This is a genomic window from Desulfosporosinus acidiphilus SJ4 (genome assembly GCF_000255115.2).
GTDB lineage: Bacteria > Bacillota > Desulfitobacteriia > Desulfitobacteriales > Desulfitobacteriaceae > Desulfosporosinus > Desulfosporosinus acidiphilus.
The window spans coordinates 4,478,860-4,504,943 of sequence record NC_018068.1 but is presented as its reverse complement, the minus strand read 5'-3'; the positions used below and the strand labels follow the sequence as shown (position 1 = coordinate 4,504,943).

Sequence of the window (26,084 nt, the reverse complement as noted above, 5' to 3'; positions counted from 1 at the left end):
TTTTTAAGGAGCAGAGAATGAAGAAGGTTTTCGGAGTATTTCGGCAAGATTTGCAAAGTATTTTTAAAAGTAAAGCAGCAATTGTTATTATTATGGGCTTATGCATTTTGCCCTCCTTATACGCCTGGATAAATATCCGAGCCAGTTGGAATCCATATGCCAACACAGGAAACCTTCCTATAGCAGTAACAAACAATGATGAGGGAGCTTTTTTCAATGGCAGGGAAATTAATGTCGGGAATCAGATCATTACCGACCTAAAAAAGAATAAATCTATTCATTGGATCATCATCGATTCCTGGCAAGGAAACTATGGGCTGAATGAAGGCAACTATTATGCGCTCATAGAGATCCCCAGAGATTTTTCTCAGAAGTTAGTAAGCTTGACAACGGTTACTGCCCAGAAACCGGATATTATTTATCGAGTCAATGAAAAATTGAATGCCATTGCCTCCAAAATATCTAACGCTGCGACTCAGGAATTAGCCGATAATATAAAGCGTAACTTTTTGGCTACCGTGACAAAAGAAGTTTTAGAGGCGTTGAATCCCGTGGCCGAAAACCTTCAGACGAACAAGGCCAAAATTCTTCAGCTAAAGGACACAGTGACCCAGGCTAGTACTAATGTTGAAGCCATCCAAGGATTTATTGATAAGGCAAATTCTAATTCAGAATCATTACAAGGTTATTTGAAAAGTGTCCAAAATACACTTCCTAAAATTAATGACCAGATCAGCAGTTTGCAAAATGCCACGGAAGCTAATAAATCTCTGGTTTTATCTACAAAGCAATCGATCAATAATACAGCCGCGGATCTTAATAATGATTTGATTCAACTTGAAGCAATTAATCAACAAACTCAGCTCTTACTTTCAACGTTGAAGGAAACAAATGCTGCCTCAAATACCGGAGACCTGATTAATATTATCAACCAGTTGTCCGATCCCTTGAATAGGGCGATTAATTTAACAGATGCGGATATTCAGAGCTTAGAGGCAATCAATCAGAGTTATCCAAACAGTTCATTAGCACAGCTTATAAACCTGCTCAATGGGCTGAAGGGACTCATGAATGATGAAGAGACTAAAATAACCGCTCTAAAGGGACTTTTAGATAACAGTTCCTCAAAGGAGGCCGTTAGTTCAGCGCTTGACCAAATTTCTGCCCTTAATCAAGAGATTGCTAATGATCTTGTCACCATAACTAATGACTTTTATTCGGCAGATTTAAAGGTATTTAATAATCTAGAGGATAATTTAACGAGCAGTTTAGATAATATCGATGCGGTACTAGAGTCCACAAAAGTGATTGTGCCTCAACTAAATGCCCTAGCTAACTATGGAATCGCCAGCAGCGAACTATCTGTACAAGAGGCTGATGATTTAAGCAATAAACTCTCAAATCTTCGGAATGAATTGAATCTCTTAAGCGGAAAGCTAAAGGATTTAAATGAAAATAACATCGATACCCTCATTAATCTCATGAAAATGAATCCGGGCAAGGTTGCAGATTTTCTCTCCTCACCCATCGACGTGAAGGAAATCGATATTTACAATATGGGGACGTTTGGAGTAGGCTTAACTCCTTTCTATACGGTTTTGGCGATTTGGGTAGGAGGTCTGTTGTCCTCTTCATTATTAAGTGTCGAACATACCCGTTTTGAGGATGCAGGTAAACGGTCTTTGACATTAATCCAAAAACATTTTGGCAAAATGATGTTATTCATTGTTGTTTCCATCATTCAAGCCGTAATTGTTACTCTAGGTGACAAGTATATCCTAGGAGTTAATCCCGCAAATATGCCGCTGATGATAGGCTTCGCTATACTTTCCGGAATTTGCTTTACCACGATCATTTTCACGTTGGTATCGATTTTTGGAAACGTCGGGAAGGCCATTGTTGTGGTAATGATGGTATTTCAAATCGCAGGTTCCGGTGGAATCTATCCAATTCAAACAAACCCCAGAATCTTTGGAACCCTGGAGCCTCTCTGGCCATTTACCTATGCTATTGGAGGATTTCGTGAAGCCATTGGAGGTCCGATCTGGGGTAACGTGATAAATTACGCCGCCGCTTTGTTGGGTTTTAGCGTCGTTTTCTTGTGTTTGGCAATTCTAAAGAAGCCGTTCCACAAAGTGACGGAATTTGTGGAACGAAAATTCAGAGAAACCGGACTATAGCTGTTCAGGAAAACCTTCCTCCTGGTTTCGTACTCTCCTCCATATATAATTGCCTAGAAACTTTTAAATACCTATTTGCTAATTAAGAGCTATCTTCAAGAAGATTAAGAAGTTATAACATGACTCGATTAAGGACAATACTAAATTGGTTACTATAACAAGGTGCGCAGATGGAGGGACTGGCAGATAGTTAATGGCGAGGGGATAAAAGGGAAGGACTGGTGATCAATGGGAGACCAACATAATCTTCGCAAATACGGATTGACCGCTCTTATTACGCTGGTTTTCATAATTTTAATTGCAGCTTTTTTTTACTATGACCGGCGGAATCAGATTTCTGATATTATTCAAGCTTGGGGCATCTGGGGAGTTGCTTTCGCGATTTTATTGATGACAGCAATTTGTATGACTCCGATTCCCTCTGAAGGACTTGTTGTCATGTTTTTGAAAATCTTCGGAGTGTATGAAGGGGTTTTTTTTGCCTGGATTGGTTCTACGTTAAGCTCTCTGGTTATCTTTATTCTAGTGCGCTTCTATGGCCAAACCTTATTGAAAAAGCTTATTTCCCCGGAACGGTTCAAAACGGTCGACAACTGGGTTGAAGGCAAAGGGTCGTTCGGTTTATTGGTGGCTCGGCTTCTTCCTATACCAGCCTTTGCGGTGAATTATATAGCGGGAGCTATGCCCTCAATGAAGCTCTGGACCTATCTCTGGACTGCTGCGGTTTCTATGATTCCCTATTACGTAGGGACTGCTCTTGTTTTCACAGGTATTGCACGAGCGACTTGGCTTTGGCTTGTATTAGGTATATGCGCTCTAGTTTTATTCTGGGGAACGGGATATTTTCTAAACAAGAGGAAAGCTGCAATTTAAGAAGGTGTCCCATTTTTCGACAAAATAATTAATCGAGCCCCCTTAAAATTTTCCTTTGCTGCGTAAGTAATAATAGTACGTACTAAAGACAAAGAAAAGGGGAATTATAACAACATGATTAACAAACAGCAGCATATGAAAAAGAAAATGGTTTTCGCTTTGACGTTAGCATTATTAACTCTTCCTGTGGGTTCAAGCCTAACACTTGCAGATACCGTTTCTTCTTCGTCTGCAACGACAGGAACTACAACGGTCGCACCTCCTTTGAATCCGACTGTACCCACAACCGTATCTCCTGCGACTTCAGATTCTACAACATCTTCTTCCATCACGATCCCGCCCGTTGTTGACAGCAATGGCAACACCGTTGCACCTGAAAACTGGTTTACAGATCTCATAGGTAAAATTCAGCTCCTATTAACTTTTAATCCAATCAATAAGGCTTCAATTGAAGAACACCATGCTTTGGCAAAATTGGCTGAAGCTAATAAACTACTGCAGCAAGGAAAGCCGGATGCCGCTGAAGCCTCTTTGTCTCAATATACGGATAAAATTACACAAGCCCAGAATTTTATTAATCAAGTTAAAGATCCAAATTCTCAGGAAGCTAAAACTCTGGCAATAGCCTTATCTAACGTGAATACTAACAATATTAAGGTGTTAAGCGGTTTATTAGATAAGCTTCCTCCTCAAGCGGCCCAGAGGCTGGCTCTAAATATTGTAAGTTCTATGGAAAAGGCTGTTTCAAAAGCATCTTCTGCATCTAATACAACTACCACTGCACCTGCTGCTGCATCAACGTCTCAAACAACTGCTGACCCTGCTGCCGTGAATTCTAATACTACAAGTACTTCAGCGGTTACAAGCAATACCAAGGCTTTAGAAAAGCAAGCCGATACAGCTTTAGAAAACTTTAAGAAATCCCTGAAACAAAAGAAAACGCTACCTCGGGATGATCAAGACCAGGATGAGGATAATCATGGGACTCAACAAGTTCAGATTGCTCCGCAAGCTTCAGTAACCCGAGGAACCATGATGACGATAAAAGGTTCGGCAAATTCAGAGCATCGCGATGAGGCAAAGGGTAAGAACGGAAAAGAAAACCATCGGGACGATTAATCAACCACAGAGAAAGTTCCCTGAATTAGGTTGGCTCTGAGAAATTGTTCCCAAGCAATTGTCCATAAATCTCCCACACCACACTGAGGGTGCGGGAGATTTGTCGTACTATTAGAAAGTATAACCTTCGGTTGTATACTGCAAGAAGCATTAATTCGTGCGAAGACAGTGTCTTCGAGCGCCAGCTAAGTTTTCTTTACGGAATGGTTCTCGGACTTGGATAAACCATGGTATACTGGTGTCCAAGACTTAGACCTTTAAGGAGGAACACCTTTGAGCAGAGCTAAACCAAATCAGAATGACCTGCGTCGTTCCATTGGATATAATATGATCACCTTTATGAGTGTTTTCATTTTTTTGCCGATCATTTGGTTTATTCATCTGTTTTCCAACGATCCGGGTTTATATTGGCGTTGGGGCATAAGCTCGGCAGTCCTTGTCCTAATCAATGTCGTCTTCTACTATTGGGAATATCCAAAGGATTGGCTGAAGAATTTGTTCGCTCTCATTGGAATTGATCTGATCATATTGCTTTTAGAGTATTTTTGGCTGCTGCAGAGCATGGGGTAAACATAGGGGCGGATACTTAGTACTTGCCTTCCCGTGAGATTTATGATATGATACCATTCGTTATATGATTATATGACATGCGGGAGTGGCGGAACTGGCAGACGCACTGGATTTAGGTTCCAGCGGGCAACCGTGCAGGTTCAAGTCCTGTCTCCCGCACCATAATTTGTCTGTAAACCCGCATTTCATGCGGGTTTAACTTTTTTTAGAGGCTTTTTAAGCCTCATTTTTGACCAAATACATAAAAAGAAGGCATGATCAAGTTCGTTCAGGTAGTTGGTCATATTTTCATCAATTCGCTGGAGCTTCTTAGTTAAGATTTTTTTTGTTATACATTTTCTTTCGCCCATAAACCGCCCGGAATTTCGAACCATCGACGGCAATCAGCTCGCGTTCGTAGAGTTTCAGGTCGATATATACTTTGACAAACGCCTTAAAGACATATTTAATAGCCTTTGCATTATTTTTGCGAAAGTAAGGCTTATGGCACAAGGGTTTGTGGGATTTTAAATTAGAATTTGAAAGGGATTTATGGGCAAATCTAGCGAAGTTGGTTTTAGTAATCCAGCGGAGTACTGAATGAGATTTCGTTAATTTAAAAAAATAGTATCCTTCTTTTAACCGTTTGGATTTAGACGGGCTAAAAGGAGGATTTTTTGTGTCTATACGAATCAAAAACTTAATAAGGATTTTTGATGGGAAGATGTCTAATATTTTCTTAGCCATGAAGAAAGCACTGAGGCGCAAAAAAGCAACAATTAATGGTGTGGTTAATTTCGCTAATTAGTCAGGTAACTGCAACATTGATTTCAAGATTAATTTATGTTAGATCAACCATCGAAACTCCTAATTTGCAGAAATTAGCTATTCCCCTATTGATTATTCTTTGTAACTTGTTAATGCTCTAAATTTCGACAGAATATTCAATTTGCAGATGTTACAATAAGGCAGATAAGGATTTTAGACTAGCAGCAAAGGCAAACTTGGCGAAGGCCAAGGACGCAAAGCTATGGGTCTTCCAGTCATTGCTGATGATTGCCAAGCTACCGAACAGTAAGGAAATTGGCCGCTATTGTTTAAATAGTGACTATTTATATTAAGAGAAGGTGAGGAGAATATATTGAGAAAATTACTACTTGGGTTAATAGTATTATTGAGTATATTCGCATTTCCAGGTGTGACATTGGCAGATACAATGCAAACAGCGGCAAATTTGACTGACCTTCAAAGCTTAATCTATCAGGATATGGTAGACAGAGAGACTCCTTTTGAAATTAAGTATACGGGAGATGTCCAAACATTAGAAAACGGGAACCTAATGTCTACGATGAATAAAGCGTCTACTCAAGATGATTATCTTGCTCTTTCTTTCTCAGATATACAATATAACGCAAATGTCATAAGTAAATATGATACTGTTTTAACCTTCACGGTAAGCTACATTACGACAAAGGCTGAGGAGGACTTTGTTACTAGTCAAGCACAATCCATAGTATCAAGCATTATTACTCCTGGCATGACTCCTGACGAAAAGGAAAAAGCGATTCACGATTACATAACGAGTCACGTATCTTATGATTACAGTCTTCAATATCATAGCGCATATGATGCTTTAACATATGGGAGAGCTGTATGTCAAGGATATGCTATGTTAATGGAAAAAATGCTGAATGACGCAGGAATTAAAACGATAATAATTAAGGGCTATCTCAATGGTAATCAGCCGGAGGATTTTCATGCCTGGAATATGGTTCAACTTAATGGATTTTGGTATCAAGTTGATGCGACAAATGACGGTGTCCTAAATAATTTGTTTTACAATGTTACTGACATATTTTTGTCACAACATGGTTTTACTTGGGATAAAACAAAATTTCCACAAGCAGCAACTCTATATTCATCATCAGGTTCAGTCATTGGCATAGCTCTCAGCAAAACAATGGATACAATTGCAGTTGGAAGCAACGATACTTTAGTTACAACCATTACCCCCAGTAATGCGACCAATCAAGCCGTTACGTGGAAATCAAGTAATCCTTCGGTGGCAACGGTTGACCAGAACGGTAAGGTTTTAGCGATTAATGGTGGAACGGCAACAATTACTGTTACAACTCAAGACGGTAATAAATCTGCCTCTTGTCACGTTACTGTCCCTAATTCTGCGACAAACATAGCCTTGAGTCCTGCAAGCACAACCATCGATGTAGGATTTACAAAATCGTTAAGCGTTGTGTTTAGGCCGAGTGCTACAACGGACAAAAAAGTTACGTGGTCATCAGATAACACTTCTGTGGCTGCTGTAGATACTAACGGTAATGTAAAAGGCATTGCAGATGGTAGTGCTAATATTACTGCAAAAAGTGATGACGGAGGATTTGTCGCAACGTGTGCAGTAACGGTTCAAACGGGCGTTACGAAAATAGTCCTTAGTAAGACGACAGACACCATCAATGTTGGAAACAACGATACTTTGGTTGCCGCTATTACTCCCAGTAATGCGACCAGTCAAGCCGTTACCTGGAAATCAAGTAATCCTTCGGTGGCAACGGTTGACCAGAACGGTAAGGTTGTTGCTGTTAAGACGGGAACAACAGTAATTTCAGTTGCGGCTCAAGACGGCAATAAAGTTGCCTCTTGTCAAGTAACTGTTCCCAACTTAGCGTCAAGCATTGCCTTGAATCTCACAAGTACAACCATCGATGTAGGATTTACACAATCGTTAAAACGTTGTATTTACACCAAGCAATACGACGGATAAAAAGGTTACATGGTCATCGGATAATACTTCAGTGGCAACAGTAGACGCTTATGGACGGGTAAAAGGAATTGCTTTGGGTAGTGCCAATATTACTGCAAAGAGTGATGACGGAGGACTTTCCGCAACGTGTGCAATAACGGTTCAAACGGGCGTTACGAAAATAGTCCTTAGTAAGACGGCAGACACCATCAATGTTGGAAACAACGATACTTTGGTTGCCACCATTACTCCCAGTAATGCGACCAATCAAGCCGTTACCTGGAAATCAAGTAATCCTTCGGTGGCAACGGTTGACCAGAACGGTAAGGTTGTTGCTGTTAAGACGGGAACAACAGTAATTTCAGTTGCGACTCAAGACGGCAATAAAGTTGCCTCTTGTCAAGTAACTGTTCCCAACTTAGCGTCAAGCATTGCCTTGAATCTCACAAGTACAACCATCGATGTAGGATTTACACAATCGTTAAACGTTGTATTTACACCAAGCAATACGACGGATAAAAAGGTTACATGGTCATCGGATAATACTTCAGTGGCAACAGTAGACGCTTATGGACGGGTAAAAGGAATTGCTTTGGGTAGTGCCAATATTACTGCAAAGAGTGATGACGGAGGACTTTCCGCAGCGTGTGCAGTAACGGTTCAAACGGGCGTTACGAAAATAGTCCTTAGTAAGACGACAGACACCATCAATGTTGGAAACAACGATACTTTGGTTGCCGCTATTACTCCCGGTAATGCGACCAATCAAGCCGTTACCTGGAAATCAAGTAATCCTTCGGTGGCAACGGTTGACCAGAACGGTAAGGTTGTTGCTGTTAAGACGGGAACAACAGTAATTTCAGTTGCGACTCAAGACGGCAATAAAGTTGCCTCTTGTCAAGTAACTGTTCCCAATTTAGCTAAAGGTATCTCAGTTAATCCCGATATTACAACAGTTAACATTGGTGTAACGAAAACATTAAGTGTTACTTTTAGGCCAAGTGATACTACCGATAAAAAAGTTACATGGTCATCGGATAACCCCTCCGTGGCAACGGTAGATGCTTATGGTCGCGTTAAAGGAATAGCTGAAGGGAGTGCTAATATCACAGCAACTTCAGAAGACGGAGGATTTACCTCAACTTGTGCGTTACTCGTTCAAACAGGCGTTACGAAGATCACGCTTAATAAGACATCAGATATCGTTAAAGTTGGAAACAGTGATACCTTAGTGGCAACCATCACACCGAGCGATGCAACAAACCAAAACTTTACCTGGAAATCAAGCAACCCTTCAGTAGCAACGGTTGATACTAATGGGAACGTTACCGCAATTAAACCAGGAAGAGCAGTTATTACGGTAACGAGTGAAGATGGAAACAAGACTGCTTCATGTAGTGTTACAGTTATTTATTTGTCTTAAACGTTTTATCGATACGAAAAGATATGTTAGCTTCCAATATGGAGACTTTCCGGACAATCTGACCATTCGCAAAAATGTAAAATCCGCTTGACATCAATTGCTGAGCGGATTTCTTGTTTCTTTCGTAAACAGTCAAATAGCAAAATATTTAAGTCGAATATATATACGTTGTAAGGTGTTTTTTTAAAAATTTATATTATTTTACCTGTAATACAAATGTGAAGTTCATCATAATTATGATAATGCAAGTGCAAAAAAACGATAAGGAAAATCCTTATCGGCGCGGGCAGACAACCATATTGGTACGGTGAGAAGTAGCTCGGTTGATCGCTGGCTACTTTTTACCCATCTGGGAAATTGTTTACCTTAGTATCGCTTTTATCACCTCCACGACTAATACCAGTAAACTAACCAGTAATGAACAGGACCCGATCACAACCATCATGGTTTCATATGTTTTCATGATCCCCATTCCTCCCTTTAGAGAGAAATGGCTGCGTACCCGCTACAGACAATAAGTATGTCTATTATGATATATATGCTGTAATCATACCGTTTATTATCCTTTTGAAAAATAAAGTCGTCCAAAGGACGTTTTTCTTTTCACTGTCGGCCTCCCATGTCGCTGAGCGCCAGGAAAGTTTTCCAAAAAAATAGCCTCCGTGTCCGGAGGTTGATGCCAAATCAGTTTGAAACGTGGGGAAAATCTTATGCAATTAATCTTCGCAGCGGTGATTGGCAAGGTACTTTTTATGCATTCTTTGTTTTGTTATAGTTAATGGCCCATATTTCTCCCAATCTTCAGGTGTCATTAAACGAGTTGTACAATCACTAACAAAGGAAGTAGTTACCTTCTCGCACATCATCTGTGCAGTTTGTAAAGTTCCAGGTTTGTTCGTTTTTCCATACATCGCTTAAAACTCCTTTTGAATTTTATTTGATATACAGTTTACACGAGAAATGATACGAAAAGGATATGTCATTAGTCATAAATAAAATAGGACTTAAGGACGAAAAATGACATATCCTTTGTATTCATATCAATATAAGAAGATAAGGATTCAATTAATTAGTTCTATAAGGATTAGTTTGATAAAATTAACTTTGTGCCCCGATCGAGGCCCCTTTCATGTTGCTTCGCAATTTACTTTGAATCAACAGTCAGGATTATAGTTTTAGTGCCGCTTAAAATGGATATTAAAATATTGGCTACATGATCTTGCTTTTTCGCCGAGAAACTGGTAACTTTTTGTTCTTTAGTAATAGTCCAGCCATCTTTCTTAAAGAGTGCTTCATAATCTTCAAATACCTTGGTATCTGTCGTATTTTGGATATAATAGACTGCCTTCCCGAGGGGCTGTTTCGTGCTTGAAGGAGTGTAAGTGGTCGCTTTTGTATCATTGTAGGATGGAAGGTATGTAAATTCTTTAGTGTAAGTTATTTTGGTGCTGGCGTTTGTTTTGTTAGCAGCAGAACTATTGGTATTTGCATTACTTGTGGTATTTGCATTACTTGCAGGACTTTTGGTGCCGCAAGATACTACTGTTGCCAGTACTAATAATAGGATTAAAAAATAAACTGATTTTTTCACTCAAACTCACCTCATGAATTCTATTTCATTAAATTTTATATAGTTTGTTAGAAGATGTCAAACAAGCTAATACATTATTCAGAGCATTATGGCTTGGGGTGAAGTACATAAGATATGCACATGAAGGAAAAAGATAGTATAATCGTCTTGGGATGAATTATAATTCATCCCAAATCTAATTAATGTAATAATATTGAGCCATATTATTATAAAATATTTTCAAGGTTGAGCTGTTCTGAACTTGAAATGTGATCAAATAACAATTCTAGAGTTGAAACTTCAACGAGAGAAAGGGAGAGGTTTTGGGTTAGCAGATATTTGTCAAGGCGAGTTAAGCTAAGGTCAATTTTATCGATCTCTTGATGATCTAAAAGAATAGTCCACCAAAATTTGTTCTTATCCCAGTGTTGTTGGGTTTCCCTCAATTTGCTTTGAGCAGCATCCCATTGCTTGTTGGAGATAGATTGTTCAACGGTAGATACTTGGGAGTGAAGGTTTTGGGTTGTTCTTTGGATATATTGATAAGATAAAAAAGAACCGCCAAGCAACAAAACAACAATTACAAAGATCGTGGGTAGGGTGCGCAAAAGATTTCACCTCGATTATAGTTAGTTAAGATGTTTTTTAGCCTGAACAAACAGCGTATCGGAGCTATCCAAAGAGGCCAAAAGAACATCTTCGACACGGTCAACTTTTTGTTTTTTCAGCTCATTCATAAGCCAATTTAGTTCTTTATTTCCCTGCCGGAGATTCTTATGATTCAGCACACCATCCATGATAATTGTCAGAGGCAGGCCTTCGTATTGGGTTTTTAGCATGAAATCCTTGGGGATTGTTGGCCTATTCTGAGATTTGGGGAAAACACTCAGCTGTCCGTTGGTCTCTAAAACTGCAAATTCGACTTCAGCGATGTTTGGTACATTTTTAATACGCAGCTCTTCCAGCAAATCAGTGAGACTATAACGATTTTTTCTAAGTTCATCTTCTATGATTTTTCCCCGCTCAATAAGGACGCTGGGTGTGCCGCAAATAATTGCTCTGGCACGTTCGCTTTTTAAGGAAATCCAAGCCAATGTTATGCCAGTTAAGAGCAGAACTAAAATGGGTATAATACCGCTGAGAAGGGGAATACCGATATTTTCGCTTGGAATGGCAGCCAGTTCGGAAATCATAATAATAACAACCAGTTCAAAAGGCTGCAACTGACCGATTTCCCGTTTTCCCATAAGGCGAAGGGCTATAATAACCAAGGCATACAGTATAAGAGTTCTGAGCACGACGATGATCATTTTCCTACTCCTTTTTGGATAGATTTCTCACGCTTGGATCGACGGAATTATTTGCTAAAGTATAGTTCCCTCAAAGATTGTGAGTTATCCCTTCGATTCATTGGGTTCTCCATAATTTGGCGAATTGCCAATTTCACGCTATAATGGTCAAAAGAATTAAACATAGTTCACAAGGAGGTTTGTTCGTGGAACACTTAAATGTGCTGATTTTTTCGGCGTCATTTGGCGCCGGGCATGTTCGAGCCGCAGATGCAATTATAGAAGCTCTGCGAGCTAAGGACCCGAACGTTAAGATTACCCACCTGGACTTTGGCGCTTTTTTGAGCAAGACATTTAATTCAGTGGTTAAAAATACTTATATTGAACTTATTAAACATACTCCCAGACTATGGGGCAAGTTTTATTACCGCACTTCGAAGATCCCTCCGGGTTCCTTATTTCAGCGCTTTCTGAATGGTTTAGGGCGACGGGAATTCGTGAGATTTATTCAGGTTTTACAGCCTGACCTCGTAATTTGCACCTATCCGACGGTTGCGGGCGTTTTAGCACAACAAAGACTCAGGGGAGTGTTAAATGTTCCCTTGGTGACGGTGGTCACGGATTATGCGGTGCATAGTCAGTGGATTCACCCCGGGGTAGATCATTACATTGTAGGATGTGAAGGGGTTTATGAAGGGTTAGTAGCTCGAGGAATTAATCCCCAATCCATCCATATCAGCGGGATTCCTGTAAGTCCAAAGTTTGAAAGGACCTTGGATCGCCAAAAGATCTTGAATAAATTAAATATGAATCCCAAGCTCCCTACCGTATTAGTGATGGGCGGAGCGTATGGAGTTTTAGGCGGAGCAAAATGGCTTTGCAAAACTTTATCGGAAGCTGCAGTTCCTTTGCAGACTATTGTAGTTTGCGGGCAGGACGAAAAATTATACAAAGCTTTGGACTCGCTGGTCGAAGATAACAAGAATCCTCTGGTACGCTTCGGTTTCGTCAACAATGTTGAGGAATTGATGAGTGCAGCGGATATGATCATAACAAAGGCCGGAGGACTGACAGTTTCGGAAGCCTTGACAAAACGTCTTCCTTTAGTAATTTTCAAACCAATTCCTGGTCAAGAGGAAGAGAATGCCCGCTATTTGGCGCAAATCGGCGCCGGCCGGGTTGCAGAGAACGAAGATGAGCTGGAGAAAATTGTCTTTACCCTTTTAGAACGTCCCGAGATTTTAGAAGGAATGCGCGGAGCAGCTGCGAAGGCTGTTCCGGGTCGTGCAGCGGAACGGGCCTTGGAGGGAATCCTGCAGCTTGTGGAAGAGCGGCGCAGCACCCAGAGGATTGGTTAGGATTCGGAAGGAGTATCAAGAAAGATAGGGAGATAGAACATGTTTTGGGCAGTTATGGTAATTGGTTTCATATTGATATGTGCGGCGCTCTATACTATTATCCCTGACTTGTTTCTCCATCGCCTGGGTTTTGGAAGCTGGAAGCGGCAATATAGTCCGGGAGTTGCACTCACCTTTGATGATGGGCCTGATCCCATGATCACTCCACGTTTGCTGGAAGTATTGAAACGCCGCAAACTTTCAGTAACCTTCTTTGTAATTGCCGAAAAGGCAGCGAAATATCCGGAATTAATTCGACAGATGGTGAAAGAAGGGCATCAAATTGGTGTCCATTCCCTCTCTCATCATTATGCTTGGTTTACATCCCCATGGAAAACAGCCCGGGAATGGACAGAAAGTGTTCGTATCTTGGAGCAACTGATGGATAAAAAAATAACTTGGATGCGCCCTCCGTGGGGGACCTTTAATCTCGTCACTTGGTTGTGGCTTAAAAGACATAACATGAGAGCTGTCTTATGGAACGCCGAAGGCCATGATTGGGAGGCCCGGCGCTCACCTGAAGATATTAATGCCAGGATCCTAAAAAAGGTCAATGAGGGGTCCATTGTCGTCCTTCATGACAGCGGCGGAGAAAGCGGAGCACCGGAAAATACCCTAAGGGCCTTGGAGTTAATAGCGGACAAAATCCCGCAGCAATTAAAGTTGCCCTTTGTTCCCCTTGAATTTCCCGATTGGTCCTTGGGGCGACGCTTAACGTTCAGACTATGGGAAAAGTGGGAGCACCATTATGCTAAACAACATCATGTAGAGCGGGTTGATGATACGAATATTTTCCGTTTGGAAAAAACGATCTATGAGGGACCTGAACTTTACTCGGAAGAGGGAACCTTATTAGCGCAGAAAGGCGATACGGTGGCAGAAATCCATATCGATAATATTCGGCTTCAGGCTAAAGGACGAGACGCCCAGAAAACGGCGCTCAAGGCCATGCGTAAAGCTCTGATATCATTTCCGGATCTGGCGCGATATATAGCCAATAATCCGGGATACTCTAACATAAAAGTATTTATCGGTGAAACATTACTCTACCGCGGGGTAAAAGGGTTTGGCTTTACGGTTCAAGATTTGCCCGATACTTGGAAGAGCAAGGGTATTGCCTGGCTGCAAAGGACGATCATGCTCATCTATCATCCGGAAGGTAAAGAACGACAAAATGGTCGTTTAGGGAACAAAACGAAATTAGTTTGGATTAGCAGAGAAAAGCTGCTTTCCTACGCTGCCTCGGGAATAACCTTTGGCAATAAGGCAGTTAATGAGGGTCAAACATTACATAGCAAGACAAATGGCTAATCGTTAAGCTAATCGTTAATAGGAGCTAAGAGCAAACCTTAAGAACTTGTATGTCTTGTATTTGATTACGGAGCTTAAGTCTGGTATAATGTGCTAGTGTATTTTTCGGTTCGATTTATGCCCATTTTACGTGAAACTTTGTGATAAAGGGGGAACGATATGTTCCCCCTTAGGCAGATTTAAGCTTTAATGTCTGAAATTAAACTTTTTAGGATGTATTTGGCTTAAGCGGGGTTTGTAGTCTTGAAAAAAAGGCAAGACTATTGAAGTATCCCAAACTTGCCTTGCACATAGAGTAAATAGTGTTTTAAGGGGGAGAACATATGTCAGTCTCGGTTGAAAATGTTGAAAAAAATGTAGTGGCTTTGCAAGTTACAGTTGAAGCGGAAAAATTCGCTCAAGCTGTGGATCAAGCTGCAAAAAGCTTGGCTAAAAGGGTGAATGTTCCCGGCTTCCGCAAAGGGAAAGCTCCTCGCCGGATGGTAGAACTTCAAGTGGGTAAGGCAGCTCTCTATGATGAGGCTCTTGACCATATCATCGGGCCAGCTTATGCTCAAGCTGTTGAAGAAAGCGGAATTAATCCTGTTGATCGTCCTGATGTTGAGCTGGTTCAGATCGAAGAGGGTAAAGAACTGATTTTTAAAGCTAAAGTCGTCGTTCGCCCAGAAGTCATTTTAGGCGATTATAAAGGCTTAGAAATAGAACAAGATGTTGCCAGCGTCACTGAAGAAGAAGTTGTGGAAGAATTAAAGGGCAGACAACAACAGCATGCTAGACTCTTAAGCATAGAAGATGGTAAAATTGAAGATGGGGATATTGTGACCCTTGACTTTGAGGGCTTCACCAATGATGTTCCCTTTGCGGGCGGCAAGGCTGAGAATTATGAGCTTGTCATTGGTTCAGGGACCTTTATTCCTGGTTTTGAAGAAGGTCTCATAGGTGCTGAGGTTGGTAAGGAGATTGATGTCAACGTTACCTTCCCTGATGAATATCATAGTGCAGAGCTAGCAGGGCAAAAAGCTGTTTTTAAATGCAATGTTAAAAAAGTCCAACGTAAAGAGCTTTCGCCTTTAGATGATGAATTTGCAAAAGATGTTAGTGAATTTGATACTCTTGATGAATTGAAAAACGATTTGCGGAATAAATTAATGAAGATCGCTGAATCAAAAGTAAAAGATGATCACCTAAAAGCGATTATTACGAAAGTGGTAGACAACGCCAGTGTTGAAATTCCAGAAGCGATGTTTACGCAACGAATTGATGAGATGTTCGAGGAATTGAATACCAGCCTCATTCAGCAGGGAATGAACATGGATCAGTACTATCAGTTTACGAACTCTTCAGAGGAAATCATGCGGGAACGATTACGTCCTCAGGCCGTGGAAAGCGTTAAAAGAGATTTAGTTTTAGAAGCTGTAGCAAAAGCAGAAGGAATTACGGTCACTGAAGACGAAGTAAATGAAGGACTCAAAAATCTTAGTGAGCGTTTTAAACAAGACCCTGCATTGCTCAAACAATCCCTTCTAGAGCGTGGACAGATGGAGTTCTATAAACAAAGTTTGATTCAAGAGAAGACCGTCAACTTTTTAGTAGAACAGAATGCCTAACTACGCCTTAGAGGGAAATTCTGAGGTATAGAGGTGAGAGGATGGCAAAGTACACCGACGACAAAAATCAACTAAAGTGTTCATTTTGCGGTAAAACCCAGGAGCAAGTCAAGAAACTGGTTGCCGGCCCGGGCGTTTATATCTGCGATGAATGTATTGAACTTTGTAATGAAATTATTGAGGAAGAGCTCACAGACGATTTGGGAGTTGAGATCGGAGAGATCTTAAAGCCTAAGGAAATCCGGGCGATTATTGATCAATATGTTATTGGTCAAGAAGAAGCGAAAAAGGCACTTTCCGTAGCGGTATACAATCATTACAAGCGTATTAATCTTGGTATGAAGATTGATGATGTGGAATTGCAGAAATCCAATATTATTATGCTTGGCCCCACTGGTTCGGGAAAAACTTTGCTGGCCTCGACTCTGGCTAAGGTTCTTAATGTTCCCTTTGCTATCGCTGATGCCACATCGCTTACAGAAGCTGGTTATGTAGGCGAGGATGTCGAAAATATTCTCTTAAAATTAATCCAAGCAGCTGATTATGATGTTGAAAAGGCAGAAAAAGGTATTGTCTATATTGACGAAATCGATAAAATTGCCCGCAAATCAGAAAACCCTTCCATTACCAGGGATGTATCAGGAGAAGGAGTTCAGCAAGCCTTACTGAAGATTCTCGAAGGAACAGTCGCCAGTGTACCTCCACAAGGTGGGCGGAAACATCCTCATCAGGAATTTATTCAGTTGGATACCACAAATATCCTCTTCATCGTCGGCGGGGCTTTTGATGGAATCGAAAAGATCATCAAGAATCGTACCGGTGAAAAGACCATGGGTTTTGGGGCCGATATCCAAAACAAAAAGGATTTGAAAATCGGGGAAGTTCTCAAAGGAATTTTGCCTGCGGACTTGCAAAAGTATGGGCTTATCCCCGAGTTTGTTGGACGTCTCCCCATCATTGTGACCTTGGATGCGCTGGATGAATCTGCCTTAGTCAGAATCCTGACTGAACCTAAAAATGCTCTGGTTAAACAGTATCAGAAGCTTATGGAATTAGACGGCGTAACTTTGGAATTTAAAGACTCGGCCCTTACATCCATTGCCTCTGAGGCGATTCGCCGCAATACCGGTGCACGGGGATTAAGAGCTATCGTGGAAGAGCTTATGCTTAATGTTATGTACGATTTGCCTTCCCGCACTGATGTAACCAAATGCGTAGTAACCCAAGAAGTAGTTCAGAAGAAGGAAGAGCCGATGTTGGTTATGGCTGATAAGGTTAAAAAAGGCAAGAAGGAAGAATCTGCCTGAACTTTGAAGCCTGAAGCCTGAGCAACAAATATGAACGATTAATACGTGGGCTGCAACAAAACCTGTAGATTTTGGTTTTGTTGCAGCCTTTTAGTTTTCTCTCTATCTTTGTGAAATTAAATGTTTTTAATTTAAATCTGCTGGCAATACTAAAAGGGAGAAAAAACTGAGAGGAAATGAGTGTATGAATGGACTGGGCGGAATAGTTATGGTCGTTCAGTTGGTTTTTGCTGTTGTCATCGGGCTGTATTTTTGGGGAATGCTCAAATCGCAACAGGGTAATAAAATCTCCGTTGAACGCGAATCACGTAAAGAACTTGAGAGGCTGCAAAAGATGCGTAAAATCGCTTTAACAACTCCTTTAGCCGAAAAAACTCGTCCTATTCATTTCGAAGAGATTATCGGTCAAAAAGAGGGTATCAAGGCGTTAAGAGCTGCGCTTTGCGGTCCCAATCCCCAGCATGTTTTGATCTATGGGGCTCCGGGTATCGGTAAAACTGCAGCTGCTCGTTTAATTTTAGAAGAGGCCAAGAAAAATCCCCTTTCTCCTTTTAAAGAGAGTGCCTGTTTCACTGAGATTGACGGGGCGACAGCTCGCTTTGACGAGAGGGGTATAGCCGATCCTCTGATAGGTTCAGTCCATGACCCGATTTACCAAGGGGCCGGAGCCATGGGTTTGGCTGGAATTCCTCAGCCAAAACAGGGAGCTGTCACGAAAGCCCATGGAGGCATCCTATTTATTGACGAAATAGGGGAACTTCATCCGATCCAGATTAATAAGCTTCTAAAAGTTTTGGAAGACCGAAAAGTAATTTTAGAAAGTGCCTATTACAGTTCAGAGGATCCGAATATTCCCCAGCATATTCACGATATTTTCCAGAATGGGCTTCCGGCAGATTTTCGTCTTGTTGGGGCCACCACTCGCAGCCCGGAGGAAATCCCGCCTGCCATACGCTCCCGGTGCATGGAAGTTTACTTCCGTGGCTTGCTTCCCGACGAAATTGCGGAGATTGCTCGTGTTGCCGCAGCAAAAATGGATATGACCTTTACTCCGAGTGCCATAGAAGTCATTAAGCAATTTGCCTCTAATGGACGGGAAGCTGTTAATATGGTCCAACTAGCCGCAGGGGTAGCCTTAACAGAACGCCTGACAGAAGTGGACGTGGAAATTGTTGAATGGGTGGTCACTACAGGACAATATACCCCTCGTCCCGAAAGGAAGGTCCCGGCGGAAGCCAGCATAGGAGTTGTTAACGGACTTGCTGTTTATGGCCCTAATATGGGTGCCTTATTGGAACTTGAAGTAACCGCCATGCCTGTTGCCCCAGGTACAGGTAACCTTCTTGTCACAGGGATTGTTGAAGAAGAAGAGCAAGGGAGTGCCGGTAAGAAGATTCGGCGGAAGAGCATGGCCCGCAGTTCCGTGGAGAATGTCCTTACGGTCCTCAGGCGGCAGTTAGGAATTGAGCCGGGAAACTATAATATTCATGTTAATTTTCCCGGCGGGGTGCCTATAGATGGGCCATCAGCGGGAATAGCCATTGCCACTGCCACAGTTTCCGCAATCCTGCAGCAGAAAGTGGATAATTATGTGGCGATGACAGGAGAATTGTCAATCAGAGGAAGGGTGAAACCCATCGGTGGAGTGGCAGCTAAGATTGAAGCGGCAAAACAGGCCGGATGTAAACGCGTTTTAATCCCTAAAGAAAATTGGCAAGAGAGATTTGCTGAATTTGAAGGGGAGATGGAGGTAATCCCTGTGGAAGAGCTTTCCCAGGTTTTGCGGCTGGCGATTTCCGCTGAAATAAGGCTGGAAAAAACAGAAATACGTCCACCTTTGGAAGAAGTTCTAAGTTGTTTAGATTTTGCTGTAAATAAAGTGGTAAACAATGCCTCTGTAAATTTGCCTGAACAAGGCAAAACATGTTAGAATAGATAATGATAAGTTTGGCACACTAGCTGTAGTGTGTCTTTTTCTATAGATCTAATAGGGGGGATATTGATGAGCAAAGAACGTGAATTACCATTGCTTCCCTTGCGCGGAATTCTTGTCTTTCCATATATGGTTATTCACCTTGATGTTGGCAGAGAGCGTTCCATGGCAGCCATTGAAGAAGCGATGCTTGGAGACCGGATCATTTTATTGACTTCACAAAAAGAAACGGAAATTGATTCTCCCACCACGGCAGATTTATATACCATGGGGACCATTGCGGAAATTAAACAACTTCTCAAACTTCCGGGCGGCACCATGCGCGTCCTGGTAGAAGGAATCTCTCGGGGGCATGTCGCCGAATTTCTTCAGGAAGAGCCATTTTTTAAAGTTCGGGTTGAAGAAATCATTGAGAAAAAGAAACCTATGTCTACAGAAACTGAAACACTGATTCGAGGCATGACCCATCAATTTGAAGAGTATGCTAAACTCAGCAAACGAGTTCCTGTAGAAACATTAGGCACTGTTCTCTCCGTCGAAGAGCCAGGCCAGCTTGCTGATATTGTAGCTTCTCATCTCAATCTTAAAGTTCCTGACAAACAAACAATCTTAGAGGCCTTAGAGATAAATGAACGCATCGAGCGTTTAACGGAACTCATTATGCGTGAGATTGAAATCATGGAACTGGAACGCCGCATTGGTTTAAGAGTCCGCAAGCAGATGGATAAAGCTCAGAAAGAATATTATTTACGGGAACAAATCAAGGCGATTCAAAAAGAACTCGGTGATAAGGATGAACGCCAAGTTGAAGCCGATGAATATCGCGAAAAAGTAGCAAAGGCTAAATGTCCAAAAGAAGTTGAGCAAAAGGCTTTAAAAGAAATTGAACGTTTAGAGAAAATGCCTCCCTCCTCTGCGGAAGGTACCGTTGTACGCACATACTTAGATTGGCTCCTGGTCCTGCCTTGGACCAAAACATCCAGAGATAAAATAGACCTGGTGAAGGCTGAGGATATACTTAACGAGGACCACTATGGTTTGGAGAAAGTTAAAGAGCGCATCTTGGAATTCTTAGCGGTCCGCAAACTGACACCAAAAATGAAGAGTCCGATCCTTTGCTTGGTAGGGCCGCCGGGAGTCGGCAAAACGTCCTTAGCGAAATCGATTGCCAGATCGCTGGATCGTAAGTTTGTACGCATGTCCTTAGGCGGCTTGCGCGATGAGGCCGAGATCAGAGGACACCGGCGCACGTATATTGGGGCTTTGCCTGGGCGGATTATTCAAGGGATTCGAACAGCAGGAACACGCAATTCCGTCTTTCTCTTAGACGAAATAGACAAGATGTCTTCAGATTTTCGCGGAGATCCGGCGTCAGCCCTCCTTGAAGTTCTAGATCCTGAGCAAAATGCCAATTTCACGGATCACTATTTAGAGGTTCCTTTCGATTTGTCTCAAACCTTTTTTGTCTTGACGGCGAATACCTTGGATACAATTCCTCGTCCGCTTTTGGACCGCATGGAAGTTATCAGCATCAGCGGCTATACCGAGGATGAAAAGGTCAATATTGCCAAGCGCTATCTCGTTCCGAAACAAAAGAAAGCTCACGGGCTGAAGGAAGATGTTTTGAGCGTTGATGAAGAAATGCTGCTTAAAATCATCCAGAATTACACGCGGGAATCCGGAGTGCGAAATTTAGAGAGACAAATTGCCAATCTCTGCCGTAAGATCGCTGTTCGTTGGGTTAAGGAAGAGTGGGAAGCTCACGATTTAACCCTTGAGGATATTGAAACTGCCTTGGGAGCACCGCGTTATCATTTCCAAGTGGCGGCCAAGGCTCCGGAGATCGGAGCAGTGACAGGGCTGGCCTTCACCGAAGTGGGAGGAGTTGTGCTGACCATCGAGGTGACTCCCTTGCCCGGTAAAGGTCATTTAACCCTGACGGGAAAATTAGGGGATGTCATGAAGGAATCTGCTCAAGCGGCCTGGACCTTCATAAGGGCTTATGCCTTAGAATTGGGAATCGAAGAAGATTTTTATGAGCATACAGATCTTCATATCCATGTTCCTGAAGGTGCTGTTCCCAAAGATGGTCCTTCGGCAGGCATCACCATGGCAACCGCAATGGCCTCCGCCCTTTCTAAACGTGCCGTTCGTGCCGATTTAGCGATGACCGGCGAAATTACACTCCGAGGCAATGTCTTGCCCATCGGCGGAGTGAAAGAAAAAGTCTTGGCGGCCCATCGAGCCGGCATTAAAGTTGTCTTGCTACCGGAAGAAAACCGCAAGGACCTGGAGGAAATTCCCGAGAAGGTACGTAAACTTCTGGAATTCCATTTTGTGAGCCGCATTGAAGAAGTTCTGAAACTGGCGCTTCTCCCCCTGGCTCAATCAGATGAAGTTCAAGATAATGACTCCAGGCACTCCGTATACGGCGCAAAGGGAGTGCCCATCAATAATAACAGACCGGGAGAACGACCGGTAGTGTCATAGCTAAACGTAATAAGCCGGCGGAATAAATCTTCGTTTCCGCCGGCTTAAAATAAACAATGTAAACAATGGGTAAACAATGGTGGGTAAACAATGGGGACGGTTCTTCTGTCTCACTTTTGTATCAACAAGAACAAGGGAGATAAAGGGATGGTTCTGCATGTGACTTGTGAGTTGAATTCTCGACAGAGTGACAGACATAGCTCGTCCTTTTGTCCTCCTTGTCCATATTGAGACAAAGGAACCGTCCCCCTGTCGCACCTTTCGTATCACTTTTGTTTCAAAACAAACAAGTGTAATAAGGAGATAGTTCCCCTTATGTATTAATTTTTATTCGAATGATATTATTATTTAGCGTGATTATACGCAAATTTTTTAAAAGGAAGATGAAGTTTGATAGTTATTCGGAAAGCCGAATATGTGGCATCCGCAGTAAAATATGAACAATACCCAGTCGGTGATTTGCCGGAAATTGCCATGGCTGGGCGGTCTAATGTCGGAAAATCCTCATTAATTAATCGCTTTTTGAGCCGGAAGAACCTCGCCCGAACCGGAAATACACCTGGAAAAACACAGACTCTTAATTTCTATCGTGTCAATGACGCATGGTTTTTAGTGGATTTGCCTGGATATGGGTACGCTAAAGTGGCAAAGTCCGTGAATGCTCAATGGGGTGGCATGATGGAAACCTACTTTAAAAAGCGGGAGTCTCTGCGGGCCGTGATTCAAATTGTTGATATCCGTCATGCACCGAGTCGTGAGGATGTTGAAATGCAGCAGTGGCTTAGGATGAGACAAATTCCAACCATGGTGGTTGCCACAAAGGCCGATAAAATTTCCCGTGGACAATGGCTGAAACATTTAACGATCATCGCCAAGGCATTGGAAATTGATGATGTATCGATGATTTTGCCCTTTTCTGCCCAGACTGGGATAGGGGTTGAGGAGTTAAACGAGTCACTTGAGGAGATGGGACTTGTCTGAGTGAATGGAGCCATTATTAAAATGCCATCAGCACTTTAAAACGTGCTGATGGCATTAAAAGTTCTCGGTTATAAAAGAATTGCCACTCTCGTATAGTTACAGTGAGGAATGATTTGGCAGGTTTAAGCGGGACAGTGAAGGAGGAGAAACGCTTGCGAGATGTGGGAATGCTCATTCTAAGCTTAGGAATAATTCTGATAGGGGCCGAGGCCTTTACGAACAGTATCGAGTGGTTGGGGAAAAAGCTGCACCTTGGCGCGGGAGCTGTGGGGAGTCTTTTGGCAGCTGTTGGGACCGCTTTGCCGGAGACGATTGTTCCGATCATTGCTTTTCTTGGTTTCGGTGAGGGAACAGAGGGGGCAGACATAGGGATCGGGGCTATCCTTGGTGCACCATTCATGCTATCAACCCTGGCTTTCTTTATAACCGGCTCAGCGGTTCTCTTATTTCGCCGGAGTAACCGCCCCTTAAAATTAGAGGCGGAGGTTGTTCAGCGGGATTTGCAGTTTTTTCTTTTAGTATTTACCATCGCCATTTCGGCATCATTTTTAGGGAAACAGCAGTATAAGAACATAGCGGCGTGGTTATTAATTTCAGCTTATATTATTTACGTCTTCCTTACTTTGCGTTCCAACAGGGGTGTGCATAAAGAAGAAAAATTAGCCTCTTTATACGTTGCGCGTAACGTGGATGATCCTAAAATAAGCTCAATTATCTTACAGATTTTCATGGCCTTAGTAGCTATTGTCTTCGGAGCCAATGGCTTTGTTAATGCCGTTCAACCGCTTGCAGTATCTTTGGGGATACCGGTTTTTGTCCTTTCATTAGTAATAACTCCGGTAGCGACAGAGCTGCCGGAGAAGTTTAACAGTGTTCTTTGGATCTTTCGCGGCAAAGATACCTTAGCCCTTGGTAATTTGACAGGCGCAATGGTTTTTCAGAGTTCAGTCATTCCGGCGATCGGAATCATCATGACATCCTGGAAATTGGACCCCTTGGCCCTTTGGAGCGCTTTATTATCCGTTGGTTCTGCGATGATCCCCTTAGTTTCTCTTCGTCGCAAAGGAGCCATCCATCCCACGGGTCTCTTAATGGGAGGTGTCTTTTATCTGATGTTTATTTTGACGGTACTACGTTATTAGAGCCTTACAAGACTGCCTAAACCCTGGACTTTTAAATGCGTGAAAGGGGCCGTGTGAAAACACAGCCGAGAGAAACCGCGGAGTGAAAGGGGGACGGTCCTCTTAACACGAATGTGTTAAAAGGATCGTCCCCCTTTCACATGCACCTTTTTCAGTCCGAGCCGCTGAATTCGGCGATGAGCATGCCTGCGAGGACTAATCCTGCCCCAAATAAGCCTTTAAGGGTTAACACTTCGTCTGCAAGGAAATAGGCCGATAAGCCTGCAAAGACAGGTTCCATAGAAAATATAATGGCGGTATGGGTAGAGGTTGTGAATTGCTGCATTTTCGACTGGACAAAAAAAGCCAGAGAAGTGGCAGGAATGGCGGTCACTAACAGTCCTATCCAAACATTCGCGGTAAAATGCAGTGGAGGTTGAGGTAAAATTACAGAGAAAATTCCGCTTAATATGCTTACCGTAAGGATTTGGAAGCTGGCAAGAACTGTAGCGTTTGTATCCGGAGCAAAACGTCCTACAAGATAAATGTGCAAAGCAAAGCTGACAGCACAGATCAGAACCATGATATCACCTTTGTTGAACTGAAAATGATCTCCTAAGGAAAGTAAGGCTAAGCCGGCTAAAGCGCTGAGGATGCCAAGCATCAGACTGGGGCGCGGGATTTTCTTAGTTGTTAAGGTGACTAAGGCAGGGACAATGACGACGGAAAGCCCGGTAATAAAACCGGTGTTGGAAACAGAGGTGTATTGCAGCCCGATTGTCTGCCATATGTAGCCTGAAGCAAGAAAAACACCGACAGCCATTCCTTTGAGAACGTTTTTTTTGGAAATATAAGCCCTTTGCAGCCAGAGGAAGGGTAATAAGCTGATAAAGGCAAGAAAAAAACGAATGGCCAGAAAAGGAAAGGGTGGAAGATCCGCTATTGCCCATTTCACAACAACAAATGTAAAACCCCAAATAAATGTAATGAGTAATAAGGAAAAATCAGCTCCCTGAGCCCGAGTTATTTTCAACACAATTCAGCTCCTTTGGGCAGTCAACCGCTAAGCGGCATGGATATTTAATAGTATAAAGAAAACTTAGCTGGCGCTAAGCCTCCGGCGAAAGCGGCAGGTTAGTTGCACTTATGCTAGAGGACGAAGACACTGTCTTCGCACGTATAAACTCTTCTTGCAGTATTTAACCAAAAGTTATACTTTCTGATAGTGCGAAAAAGGCCGCTGCGCAAGCGACGCAACAGCCTTTCTGCAATTAGAGATTGTCTTGCAACTGAAACCACGCAATTTTAGTATAACGGAAGGTAAGAGAACTGAAAAGAAGGAAATTTATCTTCTCTCGGGCATAACTATTAACCTATGGTACCTTCAGGGGGTGCTTGCTGTACTGATTGAATGGAATCGTCTGTGGGGACTGTGGCACAGTCGGTACAATATTGCTGCTTAGCCTGGCAGAAAAGATAGTAATGTCGTTCTTCGTCGGCCGCCATTTCGGTTAATATTTTTTGTATTTCCGGTATGGGTATTTTCTGGGCAAGTTCTAGGTAGTGACGATGGGCTTTTGCTTCGTCCTCAATATTATTGTCAAGAAGGGCGCAAAGCTCACTGGTGTAGTTGATGAAGCGAGAGCGCCAGTCAACCCAGTGTCCGCTGCTCAATGAACCGTACCTGGGATCAACCCCCAGATACCTTAAGGCTTGAGCCAGTTTTTCCAGATGACGCATTTCATCATAGGCAATAGGTCTTAACAGAGAATCGAATTCCGGGCGATCCAACAACACAGCCTGGTAAAGATACGTCGTAATTGCGGTTAGTTCTGAATCCGACCCGGCATAGGCCTCGTAGAGCCAAATGGCGTATGTAAAATTTGGTTCAGGTATTTCTCCGGGAGCAGGTTCCTGAGTTCTTGAAACAGGAAGCAGCAGTATCTGACCGGCGTAAATGCGATCGGGATGTTTAAGATGGTTAAGTTGAATAATCTCCGACATCTCGATTGAGTAGGCTCTGGAGATTTTATAAATAGTATCCCCTGCTTGCACTACATAGCGTGCATAATCCATTAGGACTCCTCCTTTTGCTATGGCATAATACACTATATTCGTAAAGTATGCGGCATGGTAATGGAATATTATGGAGATACATGGAATGTATCAGAGTGGT

General features: G+C 42.5%; 22 protein-coding genes, 1 tRNA gene and 1 riboswitch. Of the genes, 16 read left to right on the top strand and 7 right to left on the bottom strand.

All coding sequences use genetic code 11. The annotated features are described in order from the left end of the window. The first annotated feature begins 17 nt into the window (after positions 1-17). From DESACI_RS20730 to DESACI_RS20700, 8 genes are all read left to right on the top strand, one after another. Positions 18-2,180 carry a YhgE/Pip domain-containing protein gene (locus DESACI_RS20730; protein WP_014829185.1) on the top strand — a complete coding sequence of 721 codons (2,163 nt, stop codon included), beginning with the start codon at positions 18-20 and terminating at the stop codon, positions 2,178-2,180. A 228-nt stretch (positions 2,181-2,408) separates the two neighbouring features. Further along, complete coding sequence (locus DESACI_RS20725; protein ID WP_014829184.1) at positions 2,409-3,053, top strand: TVP38/TMEM64 family protein; 645 nt, start codon at positions 2,409-2,411, stop codon at positions 3,051-3,053. 114 nt (positions 3,054-3,167) lie between these two features. Beyond that, complete coding sequence (locus tag DESACI_RS20720; RefSeq protein WP_014829183.1) at positions 3,168-4,172, top strand: DUF5667 domain-containing protein; 1,005 nt, start codon at positions 3,168-3,170, stop codon at positions 4,170-4,172. Between the two features lie 273 nt (positions 4,173-4,445). Continuing rightward, entirely contained in the window at positions 4,446-4,742 is a 297-nt protein-coding gene (locus DESACI_RS20715) for a hypothetical protein (protein WP_014829182.1), read from the top strand. 79 nt (positions 4,743-4,821) lie between these two features. Next, positions 4,822-4,904, top strand: a tRNA-Leu gene (locus DESACI_RS20710). Positions 4,905-5,400: 496 nt separating this feature from the next. After that, entirely contained in the window at positions 5,401-5,529 is a 129-nt protein-coding gene (locus DESACI_RS25605) for a hypothetical protein (RefSeq protein ID WP_282434145.1), read from the top strand. 179 nt (positions 5,530-5,708) lie between these two features. Continuing rightward, a riboswitch (cyclic di-GMP riboswitch) is annotated at positions 5,709-5,793 on the top strand. Positions 5,794-5,895: 102 nt separating this feature from the next. After that, complete coding sequence (locus tag DESACI_RS23275; RefSeq protein WP_148271348.1) at positions 5,896-7,500, top strand: Ig-like domain-containing protein; 1,605 nt, start codon at positions 5,896-5,898, stop codon at positions 7,498-7,500. Positions 7,501-7,531: 31 nt separating this feature from the next. Further along, on the top strand, positions 7,532-8,902 hold the full coding sequence (locus tag DESACI_RS20700) for an Ig-like domain-containing protein (protein WP_014829180.1): 1,371 nt from the start codon (positions 7,532-7,534) through the stop codon (positions 8,900-8,902). A 361-nt stretch (positions 8,903-9,263) separates the two neighbouring features. Here DESACI_RS20700 and DESACI_RS25310 read toward each other — a convergent pair whose 3' ends face one another. From DESACI_RS25310 to DESACI_RS20680, 5 genes are all read right to left on the bottom strand, one after another. After that, on the bottom strand, positions 9,264-9,365 hold the full coding sequence (locus DESACI_RS25310; RefSeq protein ID WP_014829179.1) for a putative holin-like toxin: 102 nt from the start codon (positions 9,363-9,365) through the stop codon (positions 9,264-9,266). Positions 9,366-9,618: 253 nt separating this feature from the next. Continuing rightward, positions 9,619-9,813, bottom strand: a complete 195-nt coding sequence (locus DESACI_RS20695; protein ID WP_014829178.1) for a hypothetical protein — start codon at positions 9,811-9,813, stop codon at positions 9,619-9,621. A gap of 233 nt (positions 9,814-10,046) precedes the next feature. Then, the gene (locus tag DESACI_RS20690; protein WP_014829177.1) at positions 10,047-10,493 is read right to left on the bottom strand and encodes a hypothetical protein; all 447 of its coding nucleotides are present in this window, start codon (positions 10,491-10,493) and stop codon (positions 10,047-10,049) included. Positions 10,494-10,699: 206 nt separating this feature from the next. Then, a complete protein-coding gene (locus DESACI_RS20685; RefSeq protein WP_014829176.1) occupies positions 10,700-11,080 on the bottom strand; it encodes a DUF4363 family protein in 381 nt (126 codons plus the stop codon). A 21-nt stretch (positions 11,081-11,101) separates the two neighbouring features. Continuing rightward, complete coding sequence (locus DESACI_RS20680; RefSeq protein ID WP_014829175.1) at positions 11,102-11,782, bottom strand: DUF421 domain-containing protein; 681 nt, start codon at positions 11,780-11,782, stop codon at positions 11,102-11,104. A 185-nt stretch (positions 11,783-11,967) separates the two neighbouring features. Between DESACI_RS20680 and DESACI_RS20675 the strand changes: the two genes are divergently transcribed. From DESACI_RS20675 to DESACI_RS20640, 8 genes are all read left to right on the top strand, one after another. Next, entirely contained in the window at positions 11,968-13,119 is a 1,152-nt protein-coding gene (locus tag DESACI_RS20675) for an MGDG synthase family glycosyltransferase (protein WP_014829174.1), read from the top strand. Between the two features lie 39 nt (positions 13,120-13,158). After that, complete coding sequence (locus DESACI_RS20670; RefSeq protein WP_014829173.1) at positions 13,159-14,469, top strand: polysaccharide deacetylase family protein; 1,311 nt, start codon at positions 13,159-13,161, stop codon at positions 14,467-14,469. A gap of 323 nt (positions 14,470-14,792) precedes the next feature. Further along, complete coding sequence (tig, locus tag DESACI_RS20665; protein WP_014829172.1) at positions 14,793-16,076, top strand: trigger factor; 1,284 nt, start codon at positions 14,793-14,795, stop codon at positions 16,074-16,076. Between the two features lie 41 nt (positions 16,077-16,117). Further along, positions 16,118-17,383: an ATP-dependent Clp protease ATP-binding subunit ClpX gene (clpX, locus tag DESACI_RS20660; RefSeq protein ID WP_014829171.1), complete on the top strand. Its 1,266-nt coding sequence runs from the start codon at positions 16,118-16,120 to the stop codon at positions 17,381-17,383. Positions 17,384-17,567: 184 nt separating this feature from the next. Beyond that, entirely contained in the window at positions 17,568-19,313 is a 1,746-nt protein-coding gene (gene lonB, locus DESACI_RS20655) for an ATP-dependent protease LonB (RefSeq protein WP_014829170.1), read from the top strand. Positions 19,314-19,385: 72 nt separating this feature from the next. After that, positions 19,386-21,806, top strand: a complete 2,421-nt coding sequence (gene lon / locus DESACI_RS20650; RefSeq protein ID WP_014829169.1) for an endopeptidase La — start codon at positions 19,386-19,388, stop codon at positions 21,804-21,806. Between the two features lie 390 nt (positions 21,807-22,196). Then, positions 22,197-22,787 carry a ribosome biogenesis GTP-binding protein YihA/YsxC gene (yihA, locus tag DESACI_RS20645; RefSeq protein WP_014829168.1) on the top strand — a complete coding sequence of 197 codons (591 nt, stop codon included), beginning with the start codon at positions 22,197-22,199 and terminating at the stop codon, positions 22,785-22,787. A 152-nt stretch (positions 22,788-22,939) separates the two neighbouring features. Then, the gene (locus DESACI_RS20640; RefSeq protein ID WP_041276164.1) at positions 22,940-23,929 is read left to right on the top strand and encodes a sodium:calcium antiporter; all 990 of its coding nucleotides are present in this window, start codon (positions 22,940-22,942) and stop codon (positions 23,927-23,929) included. Between the two features lie 151 nt (positions 23,930-24,080). On the opposite strand, the gene DESACI_RS20635 is transcribed toward DESACI_RS20640, so the two are convergent. Together DESACI_RS20635 and DESACI_RS20630 are read right to left on the bottom strand one after the other, a co-directional pair. Further along, positions 24,081-24,944 carry a DMT family transporter gene (locus DESACI_RS20635; protein ID WP_014829166.1) on the bottom strand — a complete coding sequence of 288 codons (864 nt, stop codon included), beginning with the start codon at positions 24,942-24,944 and terminating at the stop codon, positions 24,081-24,083. A gap of 332 nt (positions 24,945-25,276) precedes the next feature. After that, entirely contained in the window at positions 25,277-25,984 is a 708-nt protein-coding gene (locus DESACI_RS20630; RefSeq protein WP_014829165.1) for a ferritin family protein, read from the bottom strand. Positions 25,985-26,084: the final 100 nt, after the last annotated feature.

Coding starts and splice junctions, on each gene's coding strand:
- DESACI_RS20730 (WP_014829185.1), top strand. CDS start 18: ATGAAGAAGGTTTTCGGAGTATTTCGGCAAGATTTGCAAAGTATTTTT.
- DESACI_RS20725 (WP_014829184.1), top strand. CDS start 2,409: ATGGGAGACCAACATAATCTTCGCAAATACGGATTGACCGCTCTTATT.
- DESACI_RS20720 (WP_014829183.1), top strand. CDS start 3,168: ATGATTAACAAACAGCAGCATATGAAAAAGAAAATGGTTTTCGCTTTG.
- DESACI_RS25310 (WP_014829179.1), bottom strand. CDS start 9,365: ATGAAAACATATGAAACCATGATGGTTGTGATCGGGTCCTGTTCATTA.
- DESACI_RS20695 (WP_014829178.1), bottom strand. CDS start 9,813: ATGTATGGAAAAACGAACAAACCTGGAACTTTACAAACTGCACAGATG.
- DESACI_RS20680 (WP_014829175.1), bottom strand. CDS start 11,782: ATGATCATCGTCGTGCTCAGAACTCTTATACTGTATGCCTTGGTTATT.
- DESACI_RS20670 (WP_014829173.1), top strand. CDS start 13,159: ATGTTTTGGGCAGTTATGGTAATTGGTTTCATATTGATATGTGCGGCG.
- tig (WP_014829172.1), top strand. CDS start 14,793: ATGTCAGTCTCGGTTGAAAATGTTGAAAAAAATGTAGTGGCTTTGCAA.
- clpX (WP_014829171.1), top strand. CDS start 16,118: ATGGCAAAGTACACCGACGACAAAAATCAACTAAAGTGTTCATTTTGC.
- lonB (WP_014829170.1), top strand. CDS start 17,568: ATGAATGGACTGGGCGGAATAGTTATGGTCGTTCAGTTGGTTTTTGCT.
- lon (WP_014829169.1), top strand. CDS start 19,386: ATGAGCAAAGAACGTGAATTACCATTGCTTCCCTTGCGCGGAATTCTT.
- DESACI_RS20630 (WP_014829165.1), bottom strand. CDS start 25,984: ATGGATTATGCACGCTATGTAGTGCAAGCAGGGGATACTATTTATAAA.